General features: G+C 71.8%; 17 protein-coding genes. 11 read left to right on the top strand and 6 right to left on the bottom strand.

Annotated features, from left to right (window positions below; genetic code table 11):
- Window positions 1–148 precede the first annotated feature (148 nt).
- The 4 genes from rpsM (at window position 149) to rplQ (ending at window position 2,813) form a co-directional block, all read left to right on the top strand.
- The gene (rpsM, locus tag L1885_RS04650; protein ID WP_235795676.1) at window positions 149–529 is read left to right on the top strand and encodes a 30S ribosomal protein S13; all 381 of its coding nucleotides are present in this window, start codon (window positions 149–151) and stop codon (window positions 527–529) included.
- Between the two features lie 79 nt (window positions 530–608).
- Entirely contained in the window at window positions 609–1,013 is a 405-nt protein-coding gene (rpsK, locus tag L1885_RS04645; RefSeq protein WP_003956432.1) for a 30S ribosomal protein S11, read from the top strand.
- 127 nt (window positions 1,014–1,140) lie between these two features.
- Window positions 1,141–2,163 (top strand): DNA-directed RNA polymerase subunit alpha, encoded by a 1,023-nt coding sequence (locus L1885_RS04640; RefSeq protein WP_143940049.1) that lies wholly within the window; start codon window positions 1,141–1,143, stop codon window positions 2,161–2,163.
- Between the two features lie 134 nt (window positions 2,164–2,297).
- Entirely contained in the window at window positions 2,298–2,813 is a 516-nt protein-coding gene (gene rplQ / locus L1885_RS04635) for a 50S ribosomal protein L17 (RefSeq protein WP_235795675.1), read from the top strand.
- Between the two features lie 208 nt (window positions 2,814–3,021).
- On the opposite strand, the gene L1885_RS04630 is transcribed toward rplQ, so the two are convergent.
- Window positions 3,022–3,927 carry a UTP--glucose-1-phosphate uridylyltransferase gene (locus L1885_RS04630; RefSeq protein ID WP_235795674.1) on the bottom strand — a complete coding sequence of 302 codons (906 nt, stop codon included), beginning with the start codon at window positions 3,925–3,927 and terminating at the stop codon, window positions 3,022–3,024.
- A 220-nt stretch (window positions 3,928–4,147) separates the two neighbouring features.
- Here L1885_RS04630 and truA point away from each other — a divergent pair, with 220 nt between their 5' ends.
- Window positions 4,148–5,020: a tRNA pseudouridine(38-40) synthase TruA gene (gene truA, locus L1885_RS04625; protein WP_235795693.1), complete on the top strand. Its 873-nt coding sequence runs from the start codon at window positions 4,148–4,150 to the stop codon at window positions 5,018–5,020.
- A 197-nt stretch (window positions 5,021–5,217) separates the two neighbouring features.
- Here truA and L1885_RS04620 read toward each other — a convergent pair whose 3' ends face one another.
- A complete protein-coding gene (locus L1885_RS04620) occupies window positions 5,218–5,859 on the bottom strand; it encodes a GMC oxidoreductase (RefSeq protein WP_235795673.1) in 642 nt (213 codons plus the stop codon).
- Between the two features lie 443 nt (window positions 5,860–6,302).
- Here L1885_RS04620 and pstS point away from each other — a divergent pair, with 443 nt between their 5' ends.
- The 4 genes from pstS (at window position 6,303) to pstB (ending at window position 10,513) form a co-directional block, all read left to right on the top strand.
- Complete coding sequence (gene pstS, locus L1885_RS04615; RefSeq protein ID WP_235795672.1) at window positions 6,303–7,463, top strand: phosphate ABC transporter substrate-binding protein PstS; 1,161 nt, start codon at window positions 6,303–6,305, stop codon at window positions 7,461–7,463.
- 153 nt (window positions 7,464–7,616) lie between these two features.
- A complete protein-coding gene (gene pstC, locus L1885_RS04610; RefSeq protein WP_235795671.1) occupies window positions 7,617–8,633 on the top strand; it encodes a phosphate ABC transporter permease subunit PstC in 1,017 nt (338 codons plus the stop codon).
- A complete protein-coding gene (pstA, locus tag L1885_RS04605) occupies window positions 8,630–9,700 on the top strand; it encodes a phosphate ABC transporter permease PstA (protein WP_235795670.1) in 1,071 nt (356 codons plus the stop codon). Before pstC ends, pstA begins: the two co-directional genes overlap by 4 nt.
- 36 nt (window positions 9,701–9,736) lie before the next feature.
- Entirely contained in the window at window positions 9,737–10,513 is a 777-nt protein-coding gene (pstB, locus tag L1885_RS04600) for a phosphate ABC transporter ATP-binding protein PstB (RefSeq protein WP_235795669.1), read from the top strand.
- 589 nt (window positions 10,514–11,102) lie between these two features.
- Here the strand turns inward: pstB and L1885_RS04595 are convergent.
- Together L1885_RS04595 and L1885_RS04590 are read right to left on the bottom strand one after the other, a co-directional pair.
- Entirely contained in the window at window positions 11,103–12,101 is a 999-nt protein-coding gene (locus L1885_RS04595; protein WP_235795668.1) for an inorganic phosphate transporter, read from the bottom strand.
- A gap of 5 nt (window positions 12,102–12,106) precedes the next feature.
- Window positions 12,107–12,727 carry a DUF47 domain-containing protein gene (locus L1885_RS04590; protein WP_235795667.1) on the bottom strand — a complete coding sequence of 207 codons (621 nt, stop codon included), beginning with the start codon at window positions 12,725–12,727 and terminating at the stop codon, window positions 12,107–12,109.
- A 220-nt stretch (window positions 12,728–12,947) separates the two neighbouring features.
- On the opposite strand from L1885_RS04590, the gene L1885_RS04585 reads away from it, so the two are divergent.
- A complete protein-coding gene (locus tag L1885_RS04585; RefSeq protein ID WP_235795666.1) occupies window positions 12,948–13,319 on the top strand; it encodes a metal-sensitive transcriptional regulator in 372 nt (123 codons plus the stop codon).
- Between the two features lie 274 nt (window positions 13,320–13,593).
- On the opposite strand, the gene L1885_RS04580 is transcribed toward L1885_RS04585, so the two are convergent.
- Entirely contained in the window at window positions 13,594–13,788 is a 195-nt protein-coding gene (locus tag L1885_RS04580; protein WP_235795665.1) for a hypothetical protein, read from the bottom strand.
- Window positions 13,789–14,173: 385 nt separating this feature from the next.
- Window positions 14,174–15,046, bottom strand: a complete 873-nt coding sequence (locus tag L1885_RS04575; protein ID WP_235795664.1) for an SCO4651 family lipoprotein — start codon at window positions 15,044–15,046, stop codon at window positions 14,174–14,176.
- A 251-nt stretch (window positions 15,047–15,297) separates the two neighbouring features.
- Here L1885_RS04575 and L1885_RS04570 point away from each other — a divergent pair.
- Window positions 15,298–15,581: hypothetical protein (locus L1885_RS04570; protein WP_235795695.1), on the top strand; the 284-nt coding region annotated here is incomplete at its 3' end.

Raw genomic sequence — 15,581 nt, 5'->3', positions numbered from 1 at the left:
GCGCGACGCGAGCAGCACAAAGTAACGACGCAGCGCACGGCGCGCCCCGTACGACAGGGGCCGCTGACACCCCCGGTGGAGGCCGGGGACCCGGACGCCATCCGGGAGCGGCGCTGCGGCAGACCTCCGAATCCATCAGGAGCCATGAATGGCACGCCTCGCAGGCGTTGACCTTCCGCGCGAGAAGCGCGTCGAGGTCGCCCTCACCTACGTCTTCGGCATCGGGCGCACCCGGTCGCAGGAGACGCTCGCCGCCACCGGTGTGAACCCCGACACCCGCGTCCGCGACCTTCCCGAGGAAGACCTCGTGAAGATCCGCGAGTACGTGGACGCGAACCTCAAGACTGAGGGTGACCTCCGTCGCGAGATCGCCGCCGACATCCGCCGCAAGGTCGAGATCGGCTGCTACCAGGGTCTGCGTCACCGTCGCGGCCTGCCCGTGCACGGTCAGCGCACGAGCACCAACGCGCGTACCCGCAAGGGCCCGCGTCGCGCGATCGCCGGCAAGAAGAAGCCCGGCAAGAAGTAGTCCGCAGCAGGACACCACGCTTCACCAGCGGTCTTCGCTGTAGGACCGACCACCTCCCTCTCCGTAGGAGACACCCGACATGCCCCCTAAGGGACGTCAGGGCGCTGCCAAGAAGGTGCGCCGCAAGGAAAAGAAGAACGTCGCTCACGGCCACGCGCACATCAAGAGCACGTTCAACAACACGATCGTCTCGATCACGGACCCCTCGGGCAACGTGATCTCCTGGGCCTCCGCCGGCCACGTCGGCTTCAAGGGCTCGCGCAAGTCGACCCCCTTCGCCGCGCAGATGGCCGCCGAGTCGGCCGCCCGCCGCGCGCAGGAGCACGGCATGCGCAAGGTGGACGTCTTCGTCAAGGGTCCCGGCTCCGGCCGTGAGACCGCGATCCGCTCGCTCCAGGCCACCGGCCTGGAGGTCGGCTCGATCCAGGACGTGACGCCGACCCCGCACAACGGTTGCCGTCCGCCCAAGCGCCGCCGCGTCTGAGGCAGACTCCAGCACCTGCTCGGGGTACGGGCGGCACGACGCGGATCCGTTCGCGCCGGGTCGCCCGTACCCTTGTAGTACTGAAGGGCGTCAAATAGCGGGCGCCCCCAACAGAAGGACGTAACCCATGCTGATCGCTCAGCGTCCGTCGCTGACCGAAGAGGTAGTCGACGAGTACCGCTCCCGGTTCGTCATCGAGCCGCTGGAGCCCGGCTTCGGCTACACGCTCGGAAACTCCCTCCGTCGCACCCTCCTCTCGTCGATCCCCGGTGCCGCCGTCACCAGCATCCGGATCGACGGGGTCCTGCACGAGTTCACCACCGTGCCGGGCGTCAAGGAGGACGTGACCGACCTCATCCTCAACATCAAGCAGCTCGTCGTCTCCTCGGAGCACGACGAGCCGGTCGTGATGTACCTGCGCAAGCAGGGCCCCGGCCTGGTCACCGCCGCGGACATCGCGCCGCCGGCCGGCGTCGAGGTGCACAACCCCGACCTGGTGCTCGCCACGCTGAACGCCAAGGGCAAGCTGGAGATGGAGCTGACCGTCGAGCGCGGTCGCGGCTACGTCTCCGCCGTCCAGAACAAGCAGGTGGGCCAGGAGATCGGCCGCATCCCGGTCGACTCCATCTACTCGCCCGTGCTCAAGGTCACCTACAAGGTCGAGGCGACCCGAGTCGAGCAGCGCACCGACTTCGACAAGCTGATCGTCGACGTCGAGACCAAGCAGGCCATGCGCCCCCGCGACGCCATGGCGTCCGCGGGCAAGACGCTGGTCGAGCTGTTCGGCCTGGCGCGCGAGCTCAACATCGACGCCGAGGGCATCGACATGGGCCCGTCGCCGACGGACGCGGCGCTCGCCGCCGACCTGGCGCTGCCGATCGAGGAGCTGGAGCTCACGGTCCGCTCCTACAACTGCCTCAAGCGCGAGGGCATCCACTCGGTGGGCGAGCTCGTGGCCCGCTCCGAGGCGGACCTCCTCGACATCCGCAACTTCGGCGCGAAGTCGATCGACGAGGTCAAGGCGAAGCTGGCCGGTATGGGCCTGGCGCTCAAGGACAGCCCGCCCGGATTCGACCCGACCGCCGCCGCCGACGCCTTCGGCGCCGACGACGACGCGGACGCCGGCTTCGTGGAGACCGAGCAGTACTGAGTGCGTGGGGTGCCGCGCGGCCCGTCCGGCCGCGCGGCACCGCCGTGCTCGCGACAAGCCTCCGGCGGGCGACCGCTCGCCGGACCTGACACCGGTACCTGACACGGCCGGTGCAGACATGAAGGAGAACGACCATGCCGAGGCCCACCAAGGGTGCCCGTCTGGGCGGCAGCGCCGCGCACGAGAAGCTGCTCCTCGCGAACCTCGCGAAGTCGCTGTTCGAGCACGGCCGCATCAAGACGACCGAGGCGAAGGCCCGCCGCCTGCGTCCGGTCGCCGAGCGCCTGATCACCAAGGCGAAGAAGGGCGACATCCACAACCGTCGCCTGGTGCTGCGCACGATCACGGACAAGAGCATCGTCCACACGCTCTTCACCGAGATCGGCCCGCGGTACGAGAACCGTCCGGGTGGCTACACCCGCATCACCAAGATCGGCAACCGTCGGGGCGACAACGCGCCCATGGCGGTCATCGAGCTGGTGGAGGCCCTGACCGTGGCCCAGCAGGCCACCGGTGAGGCCGAGGCCGCGACGAAGCGCGCGGTCAAGGAGGACGCCCAGAAGCAGGAGTCCGCACCGAAGGCCGAGACGGCCGAGGACGCGGCTCCGGTCGAGGACGCCAAGCCCGAGGGCACGGACGAGTCGAAGTAGTCGAGTCGTCCACGGCGCGGCCCGGTCCTCGCGGCCGGACGCGCCGAGGGTTCCGCGAGGCCCGCATCCGCTCCCCCCGACCTGGTTCGGGGGGAAGGGGTGCGGGCCTTTCGCGTGGGCGGGGCCGGGCACGGCGGTCCGGCGTCCCGCCCGGGCGGGGAGGGCGAGAGGGCCGGCCGTCCCCGCGAGGGCGAAGGCGGGCGGGGGGTCAGGCGTCCGCGCCGCCGTCCAGTTCGCGGGTGAGGCGGCGCAGCAGCGGGCCGTAATCCGGGTGGGACAGCGCCGACGCGAACTGCGCGACCAGGTAGTCGGCCGGGTTGCCGGTGTCGTACCAGCTGCCCTGGATGACCTGGCCGTAGACCGCCCGGCTGGCCGCGTACGCGTTGATCGCGTCCGTCAGGTAGATCTCGCCCTCGCGGTGCTCGTACCAGCGCTTCGTCTGCTCGCGCAGCTCGTCGACGATGCCCGGCGTGATCACGTACCCGCCGATCGCGGCGAACGCGGACGGCGCGTCCTGCGGCGCCGGCTTCTCCACCAGGCCCGTGATGCGCAGCTGCCCCTCGCCCAGGTCCTCCTTGACCAGGGGGACGCCGTAGCGCCCCGACTCGGCGGGCCGCATCGGCAGCAGCGCGAGGACCGGGCAGCTGGTCGCCTCGTACGCGCGGATGAGCTGCTGCGCCCGCGGGACCTCCGCCACGAACACGTCGTCCGGCCACAGGACGAGCATCGGCTCGTCGCCGAAGTTGCGGGCCGCGTTGAGGACCGGGGTGCCGTTGCCGTAGGGGCCGTGCTGGTCGAGGTACGTGATGTGGCCGAGCCGGGACAGCTCGCCGACCTCCTCCACGGCGTCCGCGTACGCCGTCTTGCCGTCCGCCCGCAGCTGCGCGACGAGGGCGGGGTTCGGGCGGAAGTGGTCCTGGATGAGGCTCTTGCCGCCCGAGACGACGATCGTGATGTCGGTGATCCCCGACGCCACCAGCTCGCGCACCGTGTGCTCGATCACCGGCTTGTCGCCGACCGGCAGCATCTCCTTGGGGATCGCCTTGGTCAGCGGCAGCAGCCGGGATCCGAGTCCCGCCGCCGGGATCACGGCCTTGCGGATGGTGGTCGCCATGGAGTCGCCGTCCCTCTCAGGGAGTCCGGTGCGTGCGGGGGAGTCGTGCTGCCGCCGACGCTACCGCTCCCCCTCCGGGGCGGCCCGGCGGGCCTGGAAGGATGGAGGGGTGGTGAGTACGAGCGGTGAGGACAGTGGCGTCACGGGGCCGGCGGCGGCCCCGGCGGGTGCGCCCGACGCGGCGGCCGGAGCGGAGACGGGACGGGGGCCGGAGGCGGGGGTGGACGGTGCCGGGCGCGAGGGACCCGCGCCCGGCACCGTGCGGGTGCGGCTCGATCTGTCGTACGACGGTGCGGGCTTCTCCGGCTGGGCGAAGCAGACCGCGCGCCGCACGGTGCAGGGGGAGATCGAGGACGCGCTGCGCACGGTCACGCGCTCGCCCCGGGGTTTCGAGCTGACCGTCGCGGGACGCACGGACGCGGGGGTCCACGCGCGCGGGCAGGTCGCGCACGTCGACCTGCCCGGCGAGGTGTGGGCGGCGCACGAGGACAAGCTGCTGCGGCGGCTCGCGGGGCGGCTGCCGCACGACGTACGGGTGTGGCGTGCCGCGCGCGCCCCGGCGGGCTTCGACGCGCGCTTCTCGGCCGTGTGGCGGCGCTATGCCTACCGGGTCACCGACCACCCCGGCGGGGTGGACCCGCTGCTGCGCGGGCACGTGCTCTGGCACGACTGGTCGCTGGACGTCGACGCGATGAACGAGGCGTCCGCCCGGCTCGTCGGCGAACACGACTTCGCCGCGTACTGCAAGCGCCGTGAGGGCGCGACGACCATCCGCACGCTCCAGCGCCTCGACTGGCTGCGCGGCGACGACGGGATCGTCACGGCGACGGTCCGGGCCGACGCCTTCTGCCACAACATGGTCCGCTCGCTGGTGGGGGCGCTGCTGTTCGTCGGCGACGGGCACCGGGGCCCGGAGTGGCCGGCGAAGGTGCTGGCGGCGGGCGTCCGGGACTCGGCGGTGCACGTCGTACGGCCGCACGGCCTGACGCTTGAGGAGGTCGGCTACCCGCCGGACGACCGGCTGGCCGCCCGCAACAAGGAGGCGCGCAACCGGCGCACCCTGCCGGGCGCCCAGGGCGACGGCTGCTGCTAGGGAGTGCCCCGGCCCCTCCATGGGGGGCCGGCCCACGAGGACCGCGTCCGTCCCGGCTCCGGTGGGGGTCTCAGCCGTCGCGCTGGGCTTCCGTCCGGACTCCGGTGGGGGTCTCAGCCGTCGGGCTGGGCTTCCGTCCGGACTCCGGTGGGGCCTCAGCCGTCGTGCTGGGCTTCCGTCCGGACTCCGGTGGGGCCTCAGCCGTCGTGCGCGGGGCTCGTGTCCCGGCGCAGCAGGTCCGCCGCGCGCTCACCGAGCGCGAAGACGGTCGCGCCCGTGCTCGCCGACACGACCGTCGGCATGACCGAGGCGTCCGCGACCCGCAGGCCGTCCACGCCCCGCACCCGCAGCTCCGTGTCGACGACGGCGCCCGCGTCCGTGTCGGTGCCGAGCGCGCAGGTTCCCGCGTAGTGCCCGTAGGTGTGCGGGTCCTGGCGGAGGTACGCGCCGAGCCGCTCGTCGTCGGCGGTTTCGGGTCCCGGGAGCGCCTCCTCGCCGCGCCACAGTCCGAGCGCGGGCGCCTCGCCCACCGCGCGGGCCGCGCGCAGGCCGGTGACCATGAGGTCCACGTCGTGGTGGTCGGCGTAGTAGCGCGGGTCGATCAGCGGGGGCGTCGACGGGTCGGGGCCGTCGAGCCGTACCGTGCCGCGGCTGTACGGCGCCATCAGCCCGACGAGGATCGTGTATCCCTCGCCGGGTCCCGGGCCGTCCGCCGGGCGGGGGCCCAGCGGGATGTCCAGGAGCTGGAGCTGCAGGTCGGGGCCCGCGCACGCGGGATCGCGCGGGTCGCCGCGGATCAGCCCCTCGGCCTCGCCGTGGTTGTTGTGCGACGGGGGCACGGGCCGGGCGGACCGGTAGACGACGCCGGACAGGACGTGGTCCTGGAGGTTGCCGCCCGCCGCCCGGGGCCGCCGGTCACCGCCCTGTGGGCGCCCCGACCCGGTGCCGTCGCTCCGGCGCCGCCGGGCCGGGCGGCTTCCACGCCCCCGATACGCCCCGCGGCGCGCAACCCGGAAGAGATCCGGTCCAATCCGCGCGAAACAGCGCCTGAATCGACACCTCGACCACACCTGAATCGACACCTTCGGGCGCTAGTCGCCAGAGCCGAACCAGGCCGTCCCTCACGGTTCACCCGCCGTTCACTTCCCCCCGCCGACCGCTTCACCTCATCTGCCTAATTTCGGGCTTACACGGTGACGGACTCACGCCTCACCGGCTCATCCGACGCACGCCGCCCTCGCACACCTCAGCCGCAGGCGGCTCCTGGAAGGAAACACCCGAAGTGAAGCTTCTGCGCAAGAACGGGCTGCGTGCCACCGCGCTCGGCGCCCTCGCCGTGTCCAGCGCCCTGGTGCTCACGGCGTGCGGCTCGGACGACAACAGCAGTGGCAGCGGCAGCAGCAGCGCGAGCGCCAGCTCCGCCGGTGGTTCGAGCCCCGCCGCGGCGGCCGGCTCGATCGACTGCGGCAAGGGCTCCGGCAACCTGCTGGCCTCCGGCTCCACCGCGCAGCAGAACGCCATGGACCAGTGGGTCAAGGACTTTACGGCGGCCTGCAAGAACATCCAGATCAACTACAAGGGCATCGGCTCGGGCGCCGGCGTGCAGCAGTTCGTGCAGGGCCAGACGGCCTTCGCCGGCTCCGACTCGCCGCTCAAGCCCGAGGAGATCGCCTCCTCCAAGAAGGTCTGCTCCGGCGGCCAGGGCATCGACCTGCCGATGGTCGGCGGCCCGATCGCGCTCGTCTACAACGTCCCCGGTGTCGACAACCTGACGCTGGACGCCTCCACCACCGCGAAGATCTTCAACTCGAAGATCACCAAGTGGAACGACCCGGCCATCGCCAAGCTGAACCCGGGCGCCAAGCTGCCCGCCACGGCGATCCAGCCCTTCCACCGCTCCGACGAGTCCGGCACGACGGACAACTTCACCAAGTACCTGATCGCCGCCGCGAAGAGCGACTGGCCCTACTCGGGCGGCAAGGCCTGGCAGGCCAAGGGCGGCCAGTCCGCCCAGGGTTCCGCCAACGTCGCCTCGCAGGTCAAGCAGACCGCCGGCTCGATCGGCTACGCCGAGCTGTCGTACGCGACCTCCGGCCAGCTCCCGACGGTCCAGCTGAACACCGGCGCCTCCGCCCCGGTCAAGGTCAGCTCCGAGGCCGCCTCGAAGGCCATCGCCGACGCCAAGGTCGTGGGCACGGGCGGCGACCTCGCCCTCTCGCTCAACTACACCACCAAGGCCGACGGCGCCTGGCCGATCACCCTGGTGACCAGCGAGATCGTCTGCGACAAGGGCAACAAGGCCGCGACGCTCGACGCCACGAAGTCCTTCCTGAACTACATGGCGAGCGCCGACGCCCAGCAGAAGCTCACGGCCCAGGGCTACGCCCCGCTGCCCGACGCGATCGCCGGCCAGGTCCGCACCGCCATCGGTTCGCTGTCCTGACCCCGATCCCCACCCGGGTCGTCCGTCCCACCGGCTGACCCCTGATTCGTGTACGGCAGGTCCCGCGTGGCCCCGGCCCGCGGGACCTGCGTACATCCGGTGCACCGCCGCCGGGGGAGCACCCCTCCCCCACCCAGACCGGAGACATCAACCATGGACACCACGCAGACGGCCGAAGCGCCGCCTCCGAGCCCGCCCCAGCCACCCGCCGACCTCGACCAGGGCGTGCAGCAGCGCCCCGTCCTGCGCGTCGGCGACCGGCTCTTCCTCGCCTTCTCCGGGGGATCCGGAATCCTGCTGCTCGTCGTCATGGCCGCCATCGCGGGCTTCCTGACGTACCGCGCGGTCAACGCGATCTCCCAGGACCACGGCAACTTCCTGACCACCTTCGAGTGGAACACCGGCGTCACCCCGCCGGTGTTCGGCATCGCGGTCCTCGCCTTCGGCACGATCGTCAGCTCGATCATCGCCATGGCCATCGCCGTGCCGGTCTCGATCGGCATCGCGCTGTTCATCACGCACTACGCGCACCGCCGGGTCGCCTCGCCGCTCGCGTACCTCGTCGACCTGCTCGCCGCCGTGCCCAGCATCGTCTACGGCCTGTGGGGCGCGCTCTTCCTCGTGCCCCACATGAACGGCCTCGACCTCTGGCTGGACAAGTACTTCGGCTGGACCTACATCTTCGACCAGTCCGCGCCCGGCTCGGCCGCGCGCTCGCTGTTCACCGTGTCGATCCTGCTCGCGATCATGATCATCCCGATCATCACCAACGTCAGCCGCGAGGTCTTCCGCCAGGTGCCGCGCATGCACGAGGAAGCGGCGCTCGCCCTCGGCGCGACCCGCTGGGAGGTCATCCGCCTCTCCGTGCTGCCGTTCGCGCGCTCCGGCATCATCAGCGCCTCGATGCTCGGCCTCGGCCGCGCGCTCGGCGAGACCATGGCCGTCGCGACGGTCCTCTCGTCCTCGTCGGTGCTGTCGCTGCACCTGCTCGACCCGCAGGGCGGCACGTTCGCGCAGAACATCGCCGCGCACTTCGGCGAGGCCACGGACTTCGGCCGGGACGCGCTGATCGCCGGCGGCCTCGTGCTCTTCGTCATCACGCTGATCGTCAACGGCGCCGCCCGACTGATCATCGCCCGCCGCAAGGAGTACTCGGGGGCCAGCGCATGAGCCACACCGCAAGCGACCTCGGCGCCCGCCACCGCGGCTCCGCCATCGCACGCAACCGCCTGCCGAAGTGGACCCCCCTCGCGATCGCCGCGGGCGCGGTGGTCGTGGGCATCGGGATCGGCGCCGGCGCAGGCCTCGACAGCCACGTCCAGTGGGGCCTCATCGCCCTGATCCTCTTCGTCGCGGGCAACTACGTCGTCACCCGCGTCGCGGACGGTCCCCGGCAGGCGAAGGACCGGGTCGCCACCAGCCTCGTCTACGCCTGCTTCATCCTCGCGATCATCCCGCTGTACTCGCTGATCGAGACGACCATCGCCAAGGGCGTGAAGGTCCTCGACGGCAACTTCCTCGGCCACTCGATGAGCGGCGTGCTCGGCACCCAGCCCGGCGGCGGTGTCTACCACGCGATCATCGGCACGCTGGAGCAGGTCGGCATCGCCACCGTCATCGCCGTGCCGATCGGCGTGTTCACCGCGATCTACCTCGTCGAGTACGGCAAGGGCGCGCTGGCCAAGGCGATCACGTTCTTCGTCGACGTCATGACGGGCATCCCGTCGATCGTCGCCGGCCTGTTCATCCTCTCGTTCTGGATCCTGATCCTGGGCTTCGGCTTCTCCGGCTTCGCCGGGGCGCTCGCCCTGACGATCCTGATGATGCCGATCATCGTCCGCTCCACGGAGGAGATGCTCAAGCTCGTCCCCAACGAGCTGCGCGAGGCCTCCTACGCGCTGGGCGTGCCCAAGTGGCGCACCATCGTCAGCATCGTCGTCCCGACGTCCATCGGCGGGATCATCACCGGTGTCGTGCTCGCCATCGCCCGCATCGCGGGTGAGACCGCGCCGGTCCTGCTGCTCGTCTTCGGCAGCCAGGTGATCAACAACGACCCGTTCGAGGGCCCCCAGTCGTCACTGCCGTTCTACATCTACGAGCAGTACAACCTGGGCAACCCGGCGGCGTACGACCGCGCCTGGGCCGCGGCCCTCGTGCTGATCATCCTCGTCATGATCCTGAACCTGATCGCCCGCGGCATCGCCCGCTGGAAGGCCCCGAAGACGTCCGGTCGCTGACGCGGCCACCCGAAACCCGGAATGAGAGCAGTACCCATGGCCAAGCGCATCGACGTCAGCGGACTGAGCGCCTTCTACGGCGGCTTCCGCGCCATCGACGACATCTCCATGACCGTGGAACCCCGCACGGTGACGGCCTTCATCGGCCCGTCCGGCTGCGGCAAGTCCACCTTCCTGCGGACCCTGAACCGCATGCACGAGGTCACACCCGGCGGGCGTGTCGAGGGCAAGGTCCTCCTCGACGACGAGAACCTCTACGGCTCGGGCGTCGACCCGGTCTCCGTGCGCCGCACGGTCGGCATGGTCTTCCAGCGCCCCAACCCGTTCCCGACGATGTCGATCTACGACAACGTCGCCGCGGGCCTCCGGCTCAACGGCCGGCGCCGCAAGTCCGAGCTCGACGCGATCGTCGAGAAGTCCCTGACCGGGGCGAACCTCTGGAACGAGGTCAAGGACCGGCTGAACAAGCCCGGCGCCGGCCTCTCCGGCGGCCAGCAGCAGCGCCTGTGCATCGCCCGCGCGATCGCGGTCGAGCCCGACGTGCTGCTGATGGACGAGCCGTGCTCGGCGCTCGACCCGATCTCGACGCTCGCGATCGAGGACCTCATCGGGGAGCTCAAGGAGCGCTTCACGATCGTCATCGTCACGCACAACATGCAGCAGGCCGCCCGTGTCTCGGACCGCACCGCCTTCTTCAACCTGGCGGCCGTCGGCAAGCCCGGCAAGCTCATCGAGATAGACGAGACGGAGCGGATCTTCTCCAACCCGTCCGTCCAGGCCACGGAGGACTACATCTCCGGCCGCTTCGGCTAGGCCTGCCCGGCCGGGGCCCCCGCGACGGAGCCCCGGCGCCCGGGGCCCGCGGCGGGCAGCCGCGGCCGGGGGGTGCCTGCCTTCGGGCACCGGCGCCCGGGATCCCGGCCCGCGCGGGAGCCGACCAGGAGGCCCTGGGCCCACCAGAGCCGTCCTGCGGTGCTGCATGGCGGTGCCACCGCAAGACGAAGGCCCGCCCTCTTCGGAGGGCGGGCCTTTTGCGTTCCCGACGCGGGGGGCTCGATGGCGACGGGGACCGCCGCGGCGGTCCGGTGGCGCGCCCGGCCCGCGCTGCGCCCCGGGGCCGCCGAGGCGCCGGGGCCGGCGATCCGTGCGAGTCGCGTCCGAGGCTCCCGCACCGGCGCCCGCACCGCCGGAAACGATCGGCGGAAACGTCGGCAGAAACGATTCTCCCCGTCCCGGTTGCCGCATCGCACGATCCCGGCCTGCCCGGATCCCGCGACGCGTGCCTGCCGTACGGGGTGTGCCTGCCGTACGGGGTGCGCCTGCCCTACGGGGTGTGCCTGCCGTACCGGGTGCCCCGGCTCCACGGCCTGCTGCCGGACGGCGTCGGCCGTCCCGGACGGCGTCAGCCGAAGATCGCCTTGATGATCCAGTACACCAGCGCGGCCACCAGGCCCGCCGCCGGCATCGTGATGAACCAGCCGATCACGATGTTGCGGCCGACGCCCCAGCGCACGGCGTTGACCCGCTTCGTCGCCCCCACGCCCATGATCGCCGAGGTGATCACGTGGGTCGTGGAGACCGGCGCCTGGAAGATGTACGAGGTCACGTACAGGATCGACGCGCCCGTGGTCTCGGCGGCGAAGCCCTGCGGCGGGTCCAGCTCGATGATCTTCCGGCCGAGCGTCCGCATGATCCGCCAGCCGCCCGCGTACGTGCCGAGCGACAGCATCAGCGCGCAGACGATCTTCACCCACACCGGGATGTCGGACGTCGAGCTCTCGTCGCCGGCGATCACCAGCGCCAGGACCACGACGCCCATCGTCTTCTGCGCATCCTGCAGGCCGTGTCCGAGGGCCATGCCCGCCGCCGACACGGTCTGCGCGATCCGGAAGCCGCGCTTCGTCTTGTGCGGGTTGGACCGGCGGAACAACCACAGGATCGCCAGCATGATCAGGTAGCCGACGATCAGCCCCACCACGGGGGACAGGAACATCGGGATGACGACCTTCTCGATCACCCCGGACCAGATGACCTCGCTGCCGCCCGCGAGCGCCGCTCCCACCAGGCCGCCGAACAGGGCGTGCGAGGAGGAGGACGGCAGCCCGAGCCGCCAGGTCACGACGTTCCACACGACGGCACCCGCGAGCGCGGCGAAGAGGATGGCCATGCCCTGGTTGCCGTGCGGTGTCTCGATCAGGCCCTTGCTGACCGTCTCCGCGACGCCCTGGCCGAGGAACGCGCCGGCGAGGTTCATGACCGCCGCCATCGCGAGGGCCGCGCGCGGCGTGAGCGCCCGGGTGGAGACGGACGTGGCGATCGCGTTCGCCGAGTCGTGGAAGCCGTTGGTGTACGTGAAGCCGAGCGCGACACCGATGGTGACGATCAGCGAGAGGGTGTCCACGGAGGTCAGGACTCCTTGACCGCGATGGTCTCCACCGTGTTCGCGACGTGTTCGAACGCGTCGGCTGCCTCCTCGAGCACGTCCACGATCTGCTTGAGCTTGAGCACCTCCATCGCGTCGTACTTGCCGTTGAAGAGGTGGGCCAGCAGCTTGCGGTGGATCTGGTCCGCCTGGTTCTCCAGGCGGTTGATCTCGATCCAGTACTCGGTGAGGTTGTTCATCGTCCGCAGGTGCGGCATGGCCTCGGCGGTCAGGTCGGCGGCCCGGCTGAGCACCTCGATCTGCTGCTCGACGCCGCGCGGCAATTCCTCGATGTTGTAGAGGACGACCAGGTCGACGGCCTCTTCCATGAAGTCCATGATGTCGTCGAGCGACGACGCCAGGGTGTAGATGTCCTCGCGGTCGAATGGCGTGATGAAAGAGGAGTTCAGCTGGTGGAAGATCGCGTGGGTCGCGTCGTCACCCGCGTGCTCCGCGGCCCTCATCCGTTCTGCGATCTCGGCTTTCGCGGAGGAATCCGCACCGAGGAGTTCCATCAGGAGCTTGGAGCCCGTGACGATGTTGTCCGCCGAAGCGGCGAACATGTCGTAGAAGCTCGTCTCCCTGGGGGTCAGACGAAAACGCACCTGGGGTCCTCGGGTTACATGGAATTCGGTCAGGCCGATGCTAGATGAGCGGCGTCCCAGTGTCGCTCATCCGGCGCTGCCGCCCTCACGGCCCCCCTGGCCCAAGTTCCCCGTAGAGGTATCATATACCCGCAGGGGGTATAAGCCTCTTCATACCCCTTCCAAACGGACAGGTGCGGGCCGTTCAGGGCCGCGACGGCTCACCACCCCGGAGGACGCCATGACGACCACAGACGCGGCCGGCACGGCCGACGCGACCGGCGAGGGGCCCTCCGCGGCACCGGGCGGGGACCCGGGCGCCGGGCACCGCGTCTACGGCTACCACAAGCGCAAGGACGAGCACCTCAAGCGGCTGCGCAGGATCGAAGGCCAGATCAGGGGCCTGCAGCGGCTCGTCGACGAGGACGTCTACTGCATCGACATACTCACGCAGGTCTCCGCCTCGACGAAGGCCCTGCAGTCCTTCGCCCTCCAGCTGCTGGAGGAGCACCTGCGGCACTGCGTCGCCGACGCGGCCGTGAAGGGCGGCTCCGAGATCGACGAGAAGGTCGAGGAGGCCACCCAGGCGATCGCCCGCCTGCTGCGCACCTGACCGGCCCGCGCGGGCCCCGGAAGGAGGCGCGCGGCGCTGCGGCGGGGATCACGACGTGAGATATCCGACCCCGCACGGCGGACGGCAGCCGCGTACGGCGGCAGCCGGATGAGGCGGGACCACGGCTGCCGGCGCCGGCCGCGTACGGCGGCAGACGTGTACGGCGGCAGACGTGTACGGCGGCAGACGTGTACAGCGGCAGCCGGCCGAGGCGGGGGCGGGGGCGGGGGCGGTGCGCTCGGCTGCGCGGGCCGTCACCGGCCCGCGCGCCGGCTCACTCCCAAAAGCGCGCGTGCTGGCGCGCCCGGGCGGACCGGTCGGCCGCCCTCAGCACCTCGTCGATACGGTCGGGACTCAGCCGGTCCCCGTCCGCGGCGGACGCCGCGATCATCAACTCTCCGCACAACTCGATCTCGGCGAGGGCCACGTGGTCCTGAACGATCGGCGAACGCAACGGAGCCACGTGCATCACCTCTCTCGGTCGGTGTCGGCTTCCTAGCGTAAGGAGAGGGGTACGCGCCGCGCATGGCACTTCCGGACCATTTAGCGCCCCTTCTTCGCGACCGGCCCGGCGCCGCCCGCCGCCCCGGGGAGCCCCACCGGACCGCCGGCCCGCCCCCCGCACCGCGCAAGCTCGCCGCCTCGATCCCCGCCCGCACCCTCCCGACCAGGCACGATGCCGATCAGAGCCGGGCCGGACGGCCGCGCGGCGACGCCCCTGCGACGTGTCCCTCCGCTGCGCGAAGGCCCCGGTGAGCCGCCCGGCGGGCTCGCGTCCCGTCCGCCCGTGCGTACGAACCGATCGCATGTCTGCACGGCCCCTCGGGGCCTCCGACGCTGCCCGCGCGCCCGCCTCACTCCTTGATGCGCCCCGCGTAGATGTCGTCCTTCGGCGGCAGCTTCACGGCCACCGGCGTGCCGAAGTCGTACAGGAGCGTGGTCGACGCGACGGTGACCGTGCTGCCCTGGTTGAGGTAGCTGAAGCGCTGCCTGACCTTGCGCAGCCGTCCCTCGTCGTCCAGGTACGCGTCGAAGGGGACCGCCGTCGTGGCGAACCCCTTCCCCTTCGCGGCCGCGTCGAGCGCGCCCCGTGCGTACCCGGGCGCACCGCGCCGCGCCGTGCCCAGGTCCGCGACGCCCCGGTAGTGCCGCACCGTCGTCCCGGCGAGGGTCTCCGTACCGCTGTAGGTGACCTTCTCGGCCGTGCGGAGCAACTCCGCCGCCGTGAGGGGGTCTGTCGCGCCGCCGGTGACGAGGTTGCCGTCCTGGAGCGCCGTGGAGTCGATCCGGACCCACTTGTCGGTCGGCACGCCCGCGCCCCGGTTCTTCATGTAGAGCAGGGAGGGAGAGAGCAGTTCGGTGATCGGCCGGTGCTCGGGCGAGCCCGCCGGGTCCTTCGGCAGCGACACGGTCAGGCTGCCCATCCGGCCCCGGAAGTCGTACCCGCCCCTGCCGCGGATCGTGACGCGCGTGCCGCCCGCCGCCATCTCCATGGACGTCGCCGCCCGGGCGCTGCCGGCGGCGATCAGGGCGCCCGCCGCGCCCCGTACCGTCGCGGTGCCGTCCCCGGCGGCGCGCTCGTCGGCCGCCGCGCCCCCCGTACCCGCGCAGCCGCAGGTCGTGGCGACGAAGCCGGCCACTCCCGCCAGCGCGACCGCGCTGAGCACCCTGCCCCGCCCGTGCCCGTCGTGCCGCGCGTGCCCGCGGTCCCGCTGCCGCTCCACCATCGCCTGCCAACCCCCAGCGCCCGACCGCCGTTTGCCTGAAGCCCCCTGACCGTCCGGATCCTGAAGCCCTCTGACCGTCCCGATAACGACGGCGCGCACCCACCGGTCACGCCGGCGGCCGTATTCTGCGGCCGATCGCGCGGCCGGGCCGCCCCGGCGCGAGGGCCCGGACGGCCGCCGCCCACGGGCCGCCGCCGGCCGTTACGCGGGCTGCGTACGCGGCCTTGACGCCCGCGAGTACGGTGGGAAACGTGCGTGACCACCCCCCGGGGCCCGAGGGCCCCCGCCCGCCCGGTCCGTCCACTCCTCCCCGACTCCGTACCGCCGCCGGCCCGACGACCCGGCCCGGTGGCGGGGACCCGCCGTCCGCGGCGAACGCGTCCGGCACGACGAGCGCGTCCCCCCTCGGAGGCCCGCCCCACGACACCTCGACCGTCGAACGCGGCGCCTTCTGCAGCGCGCGCTGCTCCTGCGGCTGGCGCGGGCCCGCCCGCAGATCGCGCGACCTGGCCCGCACCGACGCCCGCACGCACGG

Source organism: Streptomyces fuscigenes, assembly GCF_021556455.1.
Lineage (GTDB): Bacteria > Actinomycetota > Actinomycetes > Streptomycetales > Streptomycetaceae > Streptomyces > Streptomyces fuscigenes.
Note: the sequence above shows the minus strand (reverse complement) of the source record. Positions and strands in the feature narration are given on the sequence as shown.